General features: G+C 38.7%; 19 protein-coding genes. 7 read left to right on the plus strand and 12 right to left on the minus strand.

The features are described 5' to 3' along the window. The first annotated feature begins 22 nt into the window (after nt 1-22). Nucleotides 23-1,390: a metalloprotease PmbA gene (gene pmbA / locus H4J76_RS00820; RefSeq protein WP_404842431.1), complete on the plus strand. Its 1,368-nt coding sequence runs from the start codon at nt 23-25 to the stop codon at nt 1,388-1,390. A gap of 103 nt (nt 1,391-1,493) precedes the next feature. Here the strand turns inward: pmbA and mgtE are convergent, their stop codons facing one another. From mgtE to H4J76_RS00880, 12 genes are all read right to left on the minus strand, one after another. Beyond that, nucleotides 1,494-2,852: a magnesium transporter gene (gene mgtE, locus H4J76_RS00825; RefSeq protein ID WP_182214634.1), complete on the minus strand. Its 1,359-nt coding sequence runs from the start codon at nt 2,850-2,852 to the stop codon at nt 1,494-1,496. 119 nt (nt 2,853-2,971) lie between these two features. After that, nucleotides 2,972-3,247 (minus strand): HPr family phosphocarrier protein, encoded by a 276-nt coding sequence (locus tag H4J76_RS00830; protein ID WP_182214633.1) that lies wholly within the window; start codon nt 3,245-3,247, stop codon nt 2,972-2,974. Nucleotides 3,248-3,260: 13 nt separating this feature from the next. Beyond that, a complete protein-coding gene (gene rapZ / locus H4J76_RS00835; protein WP_182176378.1) occupies nt 3,261-4,115 on the minus strand; it encodes an RNase adapter RapZ in 855 nt (284 codons plus the stop codon). Nucleotides 4,116-4,146: 31 nt separating this feature from the next. Next, entirely contained in the window at nt 4,147-4,602 is a 456-nt protein-coding gene (ptsN, locus tag H4J76_RS00840; protein ID WP_182229930.1) for a PTS IIA-like nitrogen regulatory protein PtsN, read from the minus strand. Nucleotides 4,603-4,647: 45 nt separating this feature from the next. Continuing rightward, entirely contained in the window at nt 4,648-4,935 is a 288-nt protein-coding gene (gene hpf, locus H4J76_RS00845; RefSeq protein WP_146798691.1) for a ribosome hibernation promoting factor, read from the minus strand. A 23-nt stretch (nt 4,936-4,958) separates the two neighbouring features. Further along, the gene (locus H4J76_RS00850; protein ID WP_182221193.1) at nt 4,959-6,467 is read right to left on the minus strand and encodes an RNA polymerase factor sigma-54; all 1,509 of its coding nucleotides are present in this window, start codon (nt 6,465-6,467) and stop codon (nt 4,959-4,961) included. 79 nt (nt 6,468-6,546) lie between these two features. Next, a complete protein-coding gene (gene lptB / locus H4J76_RS00855) occupies nt 6,547-7,278 on the minus strand; it encodes an LPS export ABC transporter ATP-binding protein (RefSeq protein WP_070374882.1) in 732 nt (243 codons plus the stop codon). Next, entirely contained in the window at nt 7,275-7,817 is a 543-nt protein-coding gene (gene lptA, locus H4J76_RS00860; RefSeq protein ID WP_070374881.1) for a lipopolysaccharide transport periplasmic protein LptA, read from the minus strand. Before lptA ends, lptB begins: the two co-directional genes overlap by 4 nt. Continuing rightward, nucleotides 7,798-8,364, minus strand: a complete 567-nt coding sequence (gene lptC / locus H4J76_RS00865; protein ID WP_182214628.1) for an LPS export ABC transporter periplasmic protein LptC — start codon at nt 8,362-8,364, stop codon at nt 7,798-7,800. The genes lptA and lptC overlap by 20 nt, the downstream gene beginning before the upstream one ends. Continuing rightward, nucleotides 8,361-8,906 carry a 3-deoxy-manno-octulosonate-8-phosphatase KdsC gene (gene kdsC / locus H4J76_RS00870; protein ID WP_182229931.1) on the minus strand — a complete coding sequence of 182 codons (546 nt, stop codon included), beginning with the start codon at nt 8,904-8,906 and terminating at the stop codon, nt 8,361-8,363. Before kdsC ends, lptC begins: the two co-directional genes overlap by 4 nt. A gap of 1 nt (nt 8,907) precedes the next feature. Next, nucleotides 8,908-9,873, minus strand: coding sequence for a KpsF/GutQ family sugar-phosphate isomerase (locus H4J76_RS00875; RefSeq protein WP_182176371.1), 966 nt, complete (start codon nt 9,871-9,873; stop codon nt 8,908-8,910). A gap of 43 nt (nt 9,874-9,916) precedes the next feature. Then, nucleotides 9,917-10,900, minus strand: a complete 984-nt coding sequence (locus H4J76_RS00880) for a calcium/sodium antiporter (RefSeq protein ID WP_182229932.1) — start codon at nt 10,898-10,900, stop codon at nt 9,917-9,919. 316 nt (nt 10,901-11,216) lie between these two features. Between H4J76_RS00880 and mlaF the strand changes: the two genes are divergently transcribed. The 6 genes from mlaF to H4J76_RS00910 are packed head-to-tail and all read left to right on the plus strand — an operon-like array spanning nt 11,217 to nt 14,606. Continuing rightward, the gene (gene mlaF / locus H4J76_RS00885) at nt 11,217-12,023 is read left to right on the plus strand and encodes a phospholipid ABC transporter ATP-binding protein MlaF (protein WP_182202505.1); all 807 of its coding nucleotides are present in this window, start codon (nt 11,217-11,219) and stop codon (nt 12,021-12,023) included. Then, nucleotides 12,023-12,799 carry a lipid asymmetry maintenance ABC transporter permease subunit MlaE gene (mlaE, locus tag H4J76_RS00890; RefSeq protein ID WP_070374875.1) on the plus strand — a complete coding sequence of 259 codons (777 nt, stop codon included), beginning with the start codon at nt 12,023-12,025 and terminating at the stop codon, nt 12,797-12,799. Before mlaF ends, mlaE begins: the two co-directional genes overlap by 1 nt. A 55-nt stretch (nt 12,800-12,854) precedes the next feature. Continuing rightward, nucleotides 12,855-13,322: an outer membrane lipid asymmetry maintenance protein MlaD gene (mlaD, locus tag H4J76_RS00895; RefSeq protein ID WP_070374874.1), complete on the plus strand. Its 468-nt coding sequence runs from the start codon at nt 12,855-12,857 to the stop codon at nt 13,320-13,322. A gap of 29 nt (nt 13,323-13,351) precedes the next feature. After that, a complete protein-coding gene (locus H4J76_RS00900; protein WP_182214626.1) occupies nt 13,352-13,984 on the plus strand; it encodes an ABC transporter substrate-binding protein in 633 nt (210 codons plus the stop codon). A 37-nt stretch (nt 13,985-14,021) separates the two neighbouring features. After that, the gene (locus H4J76_RS00905) at nt 14,022-14,336 is read left to right on the plus strand and encodes a lipid asymmetry maintenance protein MlaB (protein WP_182176367.1); all 315 of its coding nucleotides are present in this window, start codon (nt 14,022-14,024) and stop codon (nt 14,334-14,336) included. Nucleotides 14,337-14,348: 12 nt separating this feature from the next. Beyond that, nucleotides 14,349-14,606, plus strand: a complete 258-nt coding sequence (locus tag H4J76_RS00910) for a BolA family protein (RefSeq protein WP_070374871.1) — start codon at nt 14,349-14,351, stop codon at nt 14,604-14,606. Nucleotides 14,607-14,622: the final 16 nt, after the last annotated feature.

Below are 14,622 nucleotides of genomic sequence, written 5' to 3' on the forward strand. Positions count from 1 at the left end.
TTATAGAAGAAAACAATAAATTATGACTGAAACGATGAACGCTAAACAATCGATGAACGAACAATTAAGAGACGTTGAGCAACGTGTAGCACAAGTACTCGACTTAGCAAAATCGCTAGGAGCAGATGCAGCTGAAGCTTCTATAAGCCGCCAACAAGGGTTAAGTGTTGGTACGCGGTTTGGTGAAGTTGAAACGGTTGAGTTTACTAATGACGGTGCATTGGGTATTACTGTTTACCAGCAAGGTCGTAAAGGGAGTGCTTCAACCGCAGATTTATCAGAAGCGGCGTTAAAACAAACAGTACAAGCGGCGGTTAATATTGCAAAGTATACCTCTGTTGACGACTGTTCAGGATTAGCAGACAAGGACATGCTTGAAATGTCGCCTGCTGATTTAGACTTATATCACCCAAAAGTTTTAACAACAGACCAAGCTATTCAACTCGCCAAAGAATGTGAAGATAGTGCGCTAGCGTATGATCCTCGTATTACTAACTCAGATGGTGCATCACTTGATAGCTTTGAAGGCTATAAAGTGTATGGCAATAGCAATGGGCAGATTGTTGGCTATCCAAGCTCTCGCCATAGTTTAAGCTGCGTAATGATCGCCTCTGAAGGTGATGATATGCAAAGAGATTATGCTTACACCGTTAATCGTGATTTTGATTTAATGGATAATGGCATCGCTATTGGTGTGCAAGCATCTAAAGAAGCGCTTTCGAGATTAAATGCTCAAAAATTACCGACAGGAAAAGTGCCGGTGATGTTTCGTGCCGACATTGCTAATTCCATTTTTGGACATTTTATAGCGGCGATCAGCGGTGGTAATTTATACCGTAAATCATCTTTTTTAATGGACGCTATTGGCAAACAAGTTTTTCCTGACTTTTTAAATATCAGTGAACGCCCTCATATTTTAAAAGGGTTAGCGAGTAGTGCTTTCGACAGTGAAGGCATCAAAACGGTTGACCGTGAAATTATTGTCGATGGTTGTTTAGAGACCTATCTATTAACCAGTTATTCAGCACGTAAGCTAGGACTTAAATCTACTGGCCATGCCGGTGGTATTCATAATTGGCAAATTAATGCCAAAGGTTCTGCCAATGGCGGTGACTTTAATGCCATGTTGAAAAAACTCGGTACTGGCTTTCTTGTCACTGAATTAATGGGACAAGGCGTTAATGTAGTCAATGGTGATTATTCACGTGGCGCTGCCGGTTTCTGGGTTGAAAACGGTGAAATTGCTTACCCAGTATCAGAAGTTACCATTGCGGGTAATTTATCTGATATCTTTAAAGGCTTAGTTGCTGTCGGTAGTGATGTTGACTTACGAGGCAGTATTTTAACGGGTTCATTGTTAATTGAAGAGATGCAGGTTGGCGGCAATTAATCAAATCGTGTTATTTTAATAAGGAACATTTGATTATTAAAACCAACAGACTAGTATTGAGATCTTGAAAAGCTATCAAGATCTCAATAAGCCAATATCTAGTTTAGGTTAGGAATAAAGTTGCAGTACCTAAGAAAGCGAATATTCCAACCACATCGGTAATCGTTGTTAATATCACACTACCAGCGAGAGCAGGGTCAATATTCATCCGTTTCAAAAACAGCGGGATAGCGACACCAGCGATACCAGCAGCGGTTAAATTCATTAACATTGCAAAGGCTATTACGCCACCAAGCATTAAATTTTGTTGCCAAATAGCCACAACACCGGCAATTAATACCGCCCAGATAACGCCATTAAGAAAACCAACAGCAAGTTCTTTCTGAATGAGTATTCTCGCATTTGAGTCGCCAACATGGCCTAGCGCAATGGCGCGAACAACCAGTGTTAAGGTTTGGTTACCGGCAACACCACCCATACTAGGCACTAAAGAATTTAAAATAGCTAAAATAGCCAGTTGGCTTAAAACACCTTCGAACATACTCGATACAGCAACAGCCAGTAGTGCGGTAATGAGATTAACGCCAAGCCAAATAGAGCGTTGTTGCGTGCTTTTTAAAACCGGAGCAAAGGTATCTGCCTCTCCATCTAAACCCGCCATACTCATCATTGAATGTTCGGCATCCTCACGAATAATATCAATAACATCGTCTATCGTGATACGACCAAGTAAACGGCCTTCATCATCAATAACTGGTGCAGAGAACCAATCAAATTTTTCAAAGAGTTGCGCTACGTCACTATCAGACAAATGCACTTGAATTGCTTCAATATCTTTATCAATGAGTGTTGAGACGATAATTTCAGGTTTAGCGGTAATGATCGCCGCTAGAGAAACGGCGCCAATAAAGTGATTTTTACCATCGACCACATAAAAAGAATCGGTCGCTTCAGGTAAATCACCCCGTAAGCGCAAATAGCGCAATACCACATCAACCGTTACATCGGGACGAATTGTTATGGTATCGGTATTCATGATACCGCCAGCGGTATCTTCTTCAAATGATAACGCGGCTTCGACTCGACCTCGGTCTTGCGAGTCCATAGCACTTAATACTTCTTGATAAACACTATCGGGTAGAGTACGTAAAACTTCAGCTAAATCATCAACATCCATGCCTTCAGCAACGGCGGCTAATTTTTCAGGGCGGATAGTTTTTAAAATACCTTTTCGAACTTCCTCATTGAGTTCTTCAAGTACTTCACCGTGATTATCTGCGTCGATAAGTTGCCATAAAACGGCACGACTTTTCGGGTGAGATGACTCTAATATTAAAGCAATATCATAAGCTGGCATGTTCTGTAGTAATTTTCGAACGTGCACAAACATTCCGCTACCAAGTGCTTTATTGACTTGTTGCAGGCGTTGATGATTTTGTTGTTGCTCTGATATTTCCGGCATAAAGTTTTCCTGTGCCGCAGTAATACGAAAATTATATTGTTTATATCTTAGTCAAGATGCGCTGGCTAAGGTGTTGTAATGAATGATAACGTAACTTTATTTTTTATTCAGTCTTTTTATCATTCGTCTTCATCAAATTTATCAGAAAATAACTGGCATACATCGTCAAGTGCTTGTTGAGCATCTTCTCCTTGGGTAATAACCTCTACGGTTTTTCCAAAGCCACCGGCCAGTAACATTAACCCCATAATACTACTGGCATCAGCTTCTTTGCCCTCTAAGCAAATAGTAACGTTAGCATTAAGCTTTTGGCTTAACTGGGCAAGTTTAGTTGCAGCACGTGCATGTAATCCCAGTTTATTGCTAATGGTTAATGATTTATTATATTTTGGCATACAGTGACCGTTATTAAGTGCTTTGTATTTTAATATCGCGATGATGAGACTGAACATCTTCGCGTTCTTTTCTAAGATTGTTTGCTAATATTTCTGCAATATAAACCGATCGGTGTTTTCCACCCGTACAACCAATGGCGATAGTAATATAGCTGCGATTGTTTCTTTCTAAGTGGGGTAACCACGTCATCATAAAACTGTTAATTTGCCAGATAAATTTAGTGACAATCGGTTGGCTAGCAAGAAAGTCTCGCACGGGTTGATCTAAACCGGTAAAACCTTTTAAGTCTGTTTCCCAAAAAGGGTTAGGCAGAAAACGTGCATCAAAAACATAATCTGCGTCTTGTGGTACACCGTGTTTAAAGCCAAAAGATTCAAACACCACCACCATAGATGCCGAGGTTTTGCCTAAAATTCGCTCACGCACTAAATCAGATAATTGATGAGGTGATAACTGACTGGTATTAATATACAAACCCGCACGCGTGGAAATAGGTTCAAGCAGCTTTTTCTCTAAAGAGATGGCTTGGTCAAGTGGGATATTTTGTTTAATCAAAGGATGTAAACGACGCGTTTCACTAAAACGTCGAATAAGATCAGAGTCATCAGCATCTAAATACAGAATATCGAGTTTTACCGTTTTTGGTAGATAATCTAATATTTCTGAAACGTCATTAGGGTCATTGGGTAAGTTACGTACATCTAAACTAACCGCTACTTTGTCGTAATCATTAATAACGGTATGTGCTAATGCAGGCAATAAATTCACCGGAATATTATCGACACAGTAGTAGCCTAAATCTTCGAGTACACGTAAGGCGACACTTTTACCTGACCCTGAGCGACCACTGACTATCAAGAGTTTCATTTGAGTTTTCCTGGATTATTATTAGATTTTATTAACGTTTAGCATGCTTTATTAAAGTAAAAAGCTCTTGCGAATTTTGGCATTTTCTTACTTGCTTTGCGAATTGTTTAGTACTAAATATTTGCGCGATACTTTGTAAGGTATCTAAATGTTGTTGGCAGTTTTCTTCGGGGACAAATAACGCAATAATAATATCGACAGCACGGTTGTCTATCGCATCAAATTCAACGGCTTGTTCACTGGTCAGCAATACAGCAATAACTTGTGACGTATTAGTTAATCGACCATGAGGAATCGCAATGCCATTCCCTATGCCGGTAGAGCCAACTTTTTCACGCGCCATTAAGCTTTCGAATAATTGATGAGTATCAATATTATCGAATTTTTTTGCCGCAGTTTCGCTAATTATTTCAAGGAGTTTTTTTTTGCTTGTACCCTTAATCGCACACAGGGTGCAATCAAGGGTAAGGATATCTTGCAACTTCATTATACTACTTAGATTCTTTGGTGAGTGAACAGGCGATAAACAGCATTAATGCTGATTCGTTTTACCTTTGTACTTCAATATTTGCCGGTCAAGCTTAACAACAAGACTATCAATAGAGGCATACATGTCAGCATTTTCAGCTTTTGCATGTAAATCAGAGCCACTAACGTGAACAGTCGCTTCAGCAATTTGATTTGATTTTTCAACGGTGAGAACAACATGAACATTATTGATATGATCAAAATGTCGGCTTAATTTTGCCATCTTAGTCGTGACGTTTTCTCGTAAAGCTTCGGTAATGTCAACATGGTGGCCAGAAAGATTAATTTGCATAAGCTTAATTCCTCATCTTTTCGTTAAAGTAAACTTTTTCGTTGGTTAGAAGGTGGAATAGAAAGTGACTCTCGATATTTTGCTATGGTACGTCGAGCTACATTTATCCCTTGATCGGCTAATAAATCAGCCATTTTACTATCACTAAGTGGTTTTGCTGGGATTTCGGCAGCAACAAATTTTTTGATTAATGCACGAATAGCTGTTGATGAACATTCGCCACCGCTTTCGGTGCCAACATGGCTTGAGAAGAAAAACTTCAGTTCGAAAATTCCACGTGGCGTATGCATATACTTTTGTGTCGTCACTCGTGAAATGGTTGATTCATGCATATCGACAGCTTCGGCAATATCATTTAAAACCATTGGACGCATGGCTTCATTACCATGTTCAAAAAAGCCAATTTGACGTTGTACAATACAGTTTGACACTTTTAATAAGGTATCATTACGGCTTTCTAAGCTTTTAATAAACCATTTAGCTTCTTGTAAATTTGAGCGAATAAATTGTGTGTCCGCTGTCGACTTCATCGAACGTGACATCGAAGCATATTGCTGATTCACCGAAAGTTTTGGCGCAGTATCAGGGTTTAATTCGACCACCCAACGGCCATTTTTCTTTTCAACAGACACATCAGGAATAACATACTGATCGTCACTCTTCATCACACTATCGCCGGGTCTAGGATCAAGTGATTGAATAAGACGCACCACTTCGCGCAGTTGCTCTTCTTTCAGTCGAGTTTTACGCATTAATGTACGATAGTCTCGGCTACCCAGCAGATTAATATGGTCACGCAAAACTAACTTACTTTCTGCTAACCAAGGTGTAGCGGGGTCAAATTGATTAAGTTGAATGATTAAACATTCTGAAATAGAACGAGCAGCGACACCGACAGGATCAAAGAGGTTAATACGTTTTAGTACCACCTCAATTTCATCAAGCTCTACTCCTTCAATGGCAACACTTTCTAAAATGTCTTCACTAGATACCGTTAAGTAACCGGCGTCATCAACAGCATCAATAATTGCTGTCGCTATAGCGCGGTCTGTTTCGGTAAAAGGGCTTAATTCCATTTGCCAGCGCAAATGATCTTGAATGGAGTCTTGAGTCTCGCCTTGGTAAGTATAATCTTCTGAAGCTGGGCCTGAGCTTGAACTTGCTGCACCGGCCGTGTAGTTATCATCCCAAGTGGTATCCATGTTTAATTCTTCAGGGATATCGTTCTTGTCCATGGCTTCAGTGGTGGTGATTTCATCAATGGTAGGCGTAGCGTCTTCGCTACCATCAGAAGCAGGGGCTTCTTTAACATCACCAGTACCGGCAGTGTGAGCTTCTTCAAGGTTGTCAGTACTTTTATCTTCGGGATTATTTGAAGACTCATCCATTTCTAATAATGGATTACTTTCTAAGGCTTCCTGAATTTCTTGTTGAAGCTCTAACGTAGACAGTTGCAGCAATTTGATTGCTTGCTGCAATTGTGGCGTCATGGTTAATTGTTGTCCTATGCGGAGTTGTAGAGTAGGGCGCATTTAGGTCATTAACTTCCTATTATTTTTAATGGGATATTTTCGTTTTTTTCATACGAAGATACTATTCATTTACTGACTACTATAGCGTGAATTGTTCACCAAGGTATACATCTCTTACGTGTTGATTTGCAAGAATTTGATCTGCAGTACCTTCTGCAATAAGTTCACCATGACTAACAATATACGCATGTTCACATACATCGAGAGTTTCACGTACATTGTGATCAGTGATCAACACACCAATGCCACGTTCTTTTAAGTGTAGAATAATTTTTTTAATATCACCTACTGAAATTGGGTCAACACCAGCAAAAGGTTCATCTAATAAAATAAATTTTGGTTCAGCAGCTAATGCGCGAGCAATTTCTACTCGGCGGCGTTCACCACCAGATAAGCTCATGCCTAAATTATCTTTGATATGACCTATGTTGAATTCTTCAACAAGATGTTCTAATTTCTCTTCACGTTCAGCATCTGATAATTCTTTTCGTGTTTGTAAAATAGCCATAATATTGTCGTAAACACTGAGTTTTCGAAAAATAGAGGCTTCTTGTGGTAAATATCCGATGCCTTTTCTCGCACGCTCATGCATAGGCGCTAACGTCAGGTTTTCGTCATTTAAGATAATATCGCCACTATCACTTTCAACTAAACCCACAATCATATAAAAAGAAGTTGTTTTTCCGGCACCATTTGGGCCTAGTAAACCGACTATTTGTCCTGCTGAAACTTGCATACTGACATTTTTAACCACTTTTCTGCCTTTATAGGCTTTGGCAAGGCCTTTTGCCATTAGGGTGCTAGTGCTCATAAATTAATTTTTTCCTGAGTTTTCGCGTCTGTGGTTGTCGCTTTAATTTTTTCTTTCGGCTGAAAAATCGTTTTAGTGCGTTCGTTAGATTTACTTTCAGCATTAACATACTGAGTGGCAATATTGTAAGTAATTCTACTGCCACTAACCTCACTACCTTCTTGCTGTAATAACGCATTTCCTGAAATTATCACTAAATTATTTGCGGGCTCATATCTTATTTCGTCTGCTTGTAAGCTAAGAGGAGTACCATCGGCTAAGGTTTGTTTAAAGGTTGCTGGCTTCCCTTTAGCGATATAGGTTTTTTCTTCACTGCCAGATTGAGTCAGCACTTGTACTAAATCAGCACGTATAACTAATGAACCTTGAGTGATCACCACGTTATCAATATAGCTGAATATTTTATTTTTAAGATCAACGGCTTGTCTTGAAGCGTTAATTTCAATCTTTTGTTTTATATCAAATTTTTCAGCGAAAGCTGACGAAAATAGCGGAGTTGATAACAATAAGCACAGTAGGCTATTTTTTAACAATTTCATAAATTGATTTCACATGTTTAGTTAGTGTCATTTGGTTGGTGTTTAAGTCGACAATTAAACCTTTACCATCGATGGTAAATCCTTTACCGATAATTTTAATTTCTTGTTCTGAACTTATGATGTTAGTTTTTAGATCAAGTTCAAAGTATTTTCCTTGAACTTCTTGTAATAAGCTATCGGGATCTGTTGCTAACAGGCGGACATGCTTTGCTAATTTTACCCGGTTGTTATTGTATAATATGCCTTCATTGGCAGATATTTTCCATGCGGGCGCATCATTTTTTGGATGAAGTGTGTATTGAGGAAACTCAAAGTTGGTAATACTTAACTCAGGGTAATGTTCCATACGATGGGCATCAACAACATAAGCTAAACTTCCTTGATGTTTATAAACATTACTGTGTAAATTTTCGGCAATAAAATCAGGGGTCAGCGTCTTATCAATCGCTTGTAATTGTGGTGCTGAGGAATTTCTCCATTCAATTATACCGTAAACGCCTCCCGCAATTAGAAAAAACAACAAGGTTAAACTATAAAGTCGATTCATATACTCGCACCCGAAGCATTTGCTAAGGTGTTTTGGCTAAGCATGATTAAATCGCATATTTCTCGAACAGCACCAAAACCGCCATGGTTAAAAGTGGTGTAATTTGCGATAGATAAAATACTTGGGTGGGCATCTTGAACAGCAATACCCAAGCCTACAGCGTTGATACACTCATAATCAGGCATGTCATCACCAATATAAGCAATTTCCTCGAGGGATAGCTTTAATTGCTTAGCCATCGTTTTCAAGGCGGGTAATTTATTTTCTTCACCTTGCACTATATATTTAACATTTAAGGCTGACATACGTGTTGCGACAATATTTGATGTTCTCCCGGTGATCACCGCTACATCGACACCGCTGGCGCCTAATGCTTTTATGCCGTAGCCATCTTTAGTGTGAAAAGCTTTTAATTCTTCACCATCGTTACCCAAATAAATACGGCCATCAGAAAAAACGCCATCAATATCACATATCAGCAGCTTTATTGTTTTCATGGTATTGAATGCTGTGTCAGTAATTTCGCCATAGAGTGTTTGCATATTAGATAAGACCTGATTTTAGTAAGTCGTGCATATTCATTGCGCCAATAGGTATATTATTGTCATTAACAATAATTAAACCATTAATTTTTTTGTCTTCCATGATTTTTAAGCCTTCGGCGGCTAGCATATCTTGATGAGCCACAGTGGGATTTTTTGTCATCACTGATGCAATAGTATCGAGATGTATATCAATACGTTCATCAAGAATACGACGTAAATCTCCGTCAGTGAATAAGCCTTGTAATTGACCACTCTCGTCGACTACCGCCGTCATCCCCAAACCTTTTAATGATACTTCAACCAACGCATCCTTAATTTTAGCATTAGCATTTACAGTTGGTAAGCGCTCACCACTATGCATTATATCGCTAAGACGTAGTAATAGGCGTTTTCCTAAACTACCACCGGGATGAGAGAGTGCGAAGTCGTCAGCGGTAAAGCCGCGAGCATTTAATAAGGCAACAGCGAGTGCATCACCCATTACTAGGGTTGCTGTGGTACTTGATGTTGGCGCTAATCCTAGTGGACAAGCCTCTTGTGAAACAGCAACACAGACATGGGTATCGCCTAGTTTTGCTAAGGTTGAGGCTGGATTCCCCGTCATCGCAATAAGTTTAGCGCCAATACGTTTTATGACTGGCACTATTGCTAACACTTCACTGGTTTCGCCCGAGTGCGAAATAGTTAACACGACGTCATCACCGGTAATCATACCTAAATCACCGTGACTTGCTTCACCAGGGTGAACAAAAAAAGAAGGTGTGCCGGTGCTCGCCAGCGTTGCAGCAATCTTGCCACCGATATGGCCTGACTTGCCCATGCCAGCAATAATAACCCTACCTTTACAGTTAAACATTAACTGACAGGCATATTCAAAGTTCTCATCAATGTACTGGGCTAACTCTGCAATAGCCTGTTGTTCTATGTGAATAACGTCTAACGCTAGTTGTTTGAAATCGTTCATTATTAGCCCGTTTTTATTTTGTAAATTGCTATTATAGTGTTTGTTATTGCTTTATTTGACTAAAAAGTAGCGCTTGATAAGCGATAAAAGCGCTTATTAATAACAAACCTTTTAAGCGGCCAATGCAAAACTTTCCGGCACGACGAGTAAAACACAGTATAAATAATAATACGGTAACGCCAAGCATGTAAGGAGCGTCACGTGCTGCGGCATCTGAATCTACTTCGCCAGGTGCAATTAAGCCAGCGAGCGAGAGTACGGCCAAAATATTAAAGATATTAGAGCCAATAATACTCCCTAGCGCTAAATCATCTTCTTTCTTGATAATACTCATAATACTTGCAGCAAGTTCTGGCAAGCTTGTGCCAACGGCAATAACGGTCAAACCAATCACTAAGTCACTTATGCCAAATGCTTTAGCAATAAAAACGGATGAATCGACCAGGTAGCTAGCACTCATAGGTAAGAAAATAATACCAACGACTAGCCAAAGTAAAGATTTAGGTTTGCTAACCGCGTCTGGCACTTCTTGTTCAGCTTCAATGATCAATGGATCATCAATTGGCCGAGTTTTAGAGGCTCTTATGGTGATAAAAAGTAACGCAAATATATAAACAAAAAAGCCGATCATCAGTGATAAGCCTTCGTTAAAGCCAAAGTAATCGTCAGAAAGCATCCAATAGGCTAGGGCGGTAACAATTAAAATTAATGGAATTTCTCGTCTTACCGTTGATGAGGATACGTTTAAAGGTTGAAATAATGCCGTTATACCGAGTACCAAAGCAATGTTAGTAATGTTTGAACCGATTGCGTTACCGATAGCTGTATTATTGTTACCGTCTAAAGATGCTGTCGCTGCAATCATCATTTCTGGAGCAGATGAACCCATGGCAACAATAGTTAAACCAATAATCATCGGTGAGATACCAAAATTTCTTGCTAATGATGAGGCACCAAAAACAAATTTATCAGCACTCCATACCAGAGTAACAAGTGAAACAAGTAAAATTAGAATCTGTAATAACATTAAGGGCTCCTATATTAAGAGCGTAAATTGTCGCTGGTTGCGAAGCAAAAACAAAGAGAAATAATCAGATCTTGGTAAAAAAGTGCCCAAAAGGCGGTTTTTTTACATGCCATTGTTAAAAAATAGCCAAAGTAAAAATTTCATTAAAGCAAAAATATATCTTCTGAGAGTAAAATCTTACACTTTATTACGTTTTTACACGCTTTCTTACGATTTTTATTTACATTTTTAACGCAATTTTAATGACGTTTTTTGATTGCTCAGGTAAAATTCACCTGACTTTAATAATAACAACCAGTGACGTTATATAAATCTTATGCCTGAAAACTTGGTCGATATCCAGAACCTTACGTTTAAACGTGATGAACGAGTGATCTATGATGATATTAGTTTGTCGATCCCTAAAGGAAAAGTTACCGCGATAATGGGGCCAAGTGGTATTGGTAAAACCACCTTATTACGTTTAATTGGCGGTCAACTCAGACCCAATTCAGGTAAAATACTTTTTGACGGACAAAATATTCCAACATTATCACGCAGTGCACTTTATGAAGCGCGTAAACGTATGAGCATGTTGTTTCAAAGTGGCGCGTTATTTACCGATATGAGTGTTTACGACAATATTGCTTTTCCGATGCGCGAACACAGTACCTTGTCAGAATCGTTAATTGAAAAAATGGTATTAATGAAACTTGAGGTTGTTGGTTTACGCGGTGCACGAAATTTAGCACCTGGCGAACTTTCTGGTGGCATGGCACGAAGAGTTGCCCTTGCCCGCGCTATCGCCTTAGACCCTGAACTTATTTTGTATGATGAGCCTTTTGCGGGACAAGACCCTATTTCAATGGGTGTTATTGTTCGTTTAATAAAAGATTTAAATGAAGCATTAGGTTTAACCTCAGTTGTGGTCTCACATGACGTTACAGAAGTAATGAGTATTGCCGATTACATTTATATTATTGCTGAAAAGAAAATTATTGGTCATGGCACACCGTCAGAGATAAGTAAGCAAACATCACCACTGGTGCAACAATTTATTCAAGGTGAAGCTGATGGTCCCGTACCATTTCATTTTCCTAGCGCCCCTTATCAAGATGAATTAATGGGTAAGGAGCCTAAATAATGAATAGTTTACAAAGTTTAGGGCATAACATTATTGCCACGATTACGGGATTAGGGCGAGCAATAGTTTTATTACTTTCTGCATTGCTTCATGTGCCGAATGTACGTAAAGGCTTTCCTCTATTGGTGCAGCAGTTATATTCTGTTGGCGTACTTTCACTGATGATAGTGGTGGTATCCGGTTTATTTATTGGCATGGTTATCTCTTTACAAGGCTATACTATTTTAGTGGGTTATGGTGCTGAAGGCAGTTTAGGACCTATGGTCGCACTATCTTTACTCCGTGAATTAGGCCCTGTGGTTGCGGCACTATTATTTGCAGGACGTGCAGGCTCGGCATTAACCGCCGAAATTGGTTTAATGAAAGCAACAGAACAATTATCAAGTTTAGAAATGATGGCAATTGATCCGTTACGTCGTGTGATTGCACCAAGATTCTGGGCAGGGTTTATTAGTTTACCTTTGCTAGCCGCTATTTTTTCTGCCGTAGGGATATTAGGTGGTCATCTCGTCGGTGTTGAATGGTTGGGCGTAGACAGTGGTACATTCTGGTCAGTGATGCAGGCTCAAGTTGATTTTCAAAAAGATATTCTTAATGGGGTGATAAAATCGGTTGTTTTTGCTTTTGTTGTCACTTGGATAGCTGTTTATAAAGGTTACGATTGTGTACCAACATCAGAAGGTATTAGTCGAGCGACAACTTCAACAGTTGTACAATCATCATTATTGGTTTTAGGGTTAGATTTTGTATTAACAGCATTAATGTTTGCGAGTTAATGTTTGCTGTTAGTTAATTTTTATAATAATTTTTATTTTAGGTTTGGTGGAAGACATGGTGTCGAAAAAAATTGAGTTAATGGTAGGTTTATTTGCAGCAATAGGTATTGCTGCGTTGCTTATGCTTGCGCTGAAAGTTGCTGATAGCGGTATTTCCGGTAATAGTGAGACATATCAACTTTATGCTAAGTTTGATAACATTGGCGGTCTAAAAGTTCGTTCAGCGATAAAAGTGGGTGGTGTTGTTGTCGGTCGTGTTAGTCATATTACCATCGATGCAAAAGATTATACGCCGGTAGTCACTTTAGATATTTATACACAGTATATTAATTTTTCAGAAGCAACGTCGGTCTCTATTTTAACCGCAGGTTTGTTGGGTGAGCAATATGTTGGCTTACGACCTGGTTTTGTTGATGAATCGGTAGGCACGCTAGTTCCAGGTGACTTTATTGAAGATACTAAACCCGCATTAGTATTAGAAGAATTAATAGGACAATTTTTATTTAGTCAAGGAAGTGACTAGCAGGTTTACCAATGGAGAGTAGTAATATAATGAAAAAATTATTTACAGTAATAATCGCTTTAGCATTAATGGTGAGTATTAGTGCAACAGCAAAAGCGGTTGACAGTAAAAATCCGTACGCGATGATCGAAACGGTAGCGAAAGTAACGTTTAAACGTTTTTCTGACGAACAACCAGAGATTCGTAAGAACCCTGAAATATTGAAAGATATCGTTCGTGAAGAGTTGATGCCTTACATTAATTACCGATATGCAGCATTGAAAGTTATCGGTTTTAAAAACTTTGAACAAACAACTTCGCAAAGCAGAGCTGATTTCGTTGATGTTTTTAGAGAGTATTTAGTTACCTCATATGCACAAGTCTTTACCTTGTATAAGCAACAAGAAGTTGAATTTGAACCAGAAAGAGACTTTGATGACGCTAAGGTTGTTGCTGTTAGAACCTCGGTTTTAGACCCAGGTAGACCACCTATTGATATTTCATTTCGTGTTAGAAGAAATACCACAACCAATGAATGGAAAGCTTACGATATGGTCGCCGAAGGTGTTAGTTTGCTTGATAGTAAAGAAGCAGAGCTTAGCGGCTTAATACGTCAAAAAGGTTTGCCATACGTTACTGAAATGTTAAAAGAAAAAAGCGATCAAAAAATCGTTTTTAAGTAGCGTTAATAGGCTATTTCTGTGAAGATTAGGAATTGAAGTGAAGAAAATTAGTTTTATTGAAAAAGATTCCCGAGTTGTTTTTAGTGGTGAATTAACCTTATTAACTATTGATAATTCATTTGAAAAAAAATCAAAAGCTTTGATTAAATCAGGGGTGTTAATCTTTGATTTGTCAAATGTTTCAAAAGTCGATACGGCTTGTTTAGCTTGGCTACTTGCCATGCTAGAATTAAGTAATAAGACTGACTGCCAATTAACTTTTGATAATTTACCAAAAGATTTAATTAAATTAGCTCAGTTAAGTTGTGTTGATATGTTCTTACCAAAAACTGATAGTACGCTTAATCAGTAACCGGAGATAAATGTGGAAGTTTCAGATATAGAAAAATTACTTAATGATGCCCTTGAACTTGATGAGTTACATGTTGCATTTGATGGATCACAATGCAAAGTGATTGCGGTTGCAGACTTTCTTGGTGAATTAAGCCGTGTAAAGAAGCAACAAGCAATATATGCACCTTTAGCAGAGACTATTAAAGCGGGTGCAATTCATGCGGTATCGATTAAAACTTTCACAACGTCAGTTTGGCAGCGTGAAAAAATGTTTAATCTTCCGCTTTAATTTTTCATAACCAAAT

Source organism: Colwellia sp. BRX9-1 (assembly GCF_014077195.1).
Classification (GTDB): Bacteria; Pseudomonadota; Gammaproteobacteria; order Enterobacterales; family Alteromonadaceae; genus Colwellia_A.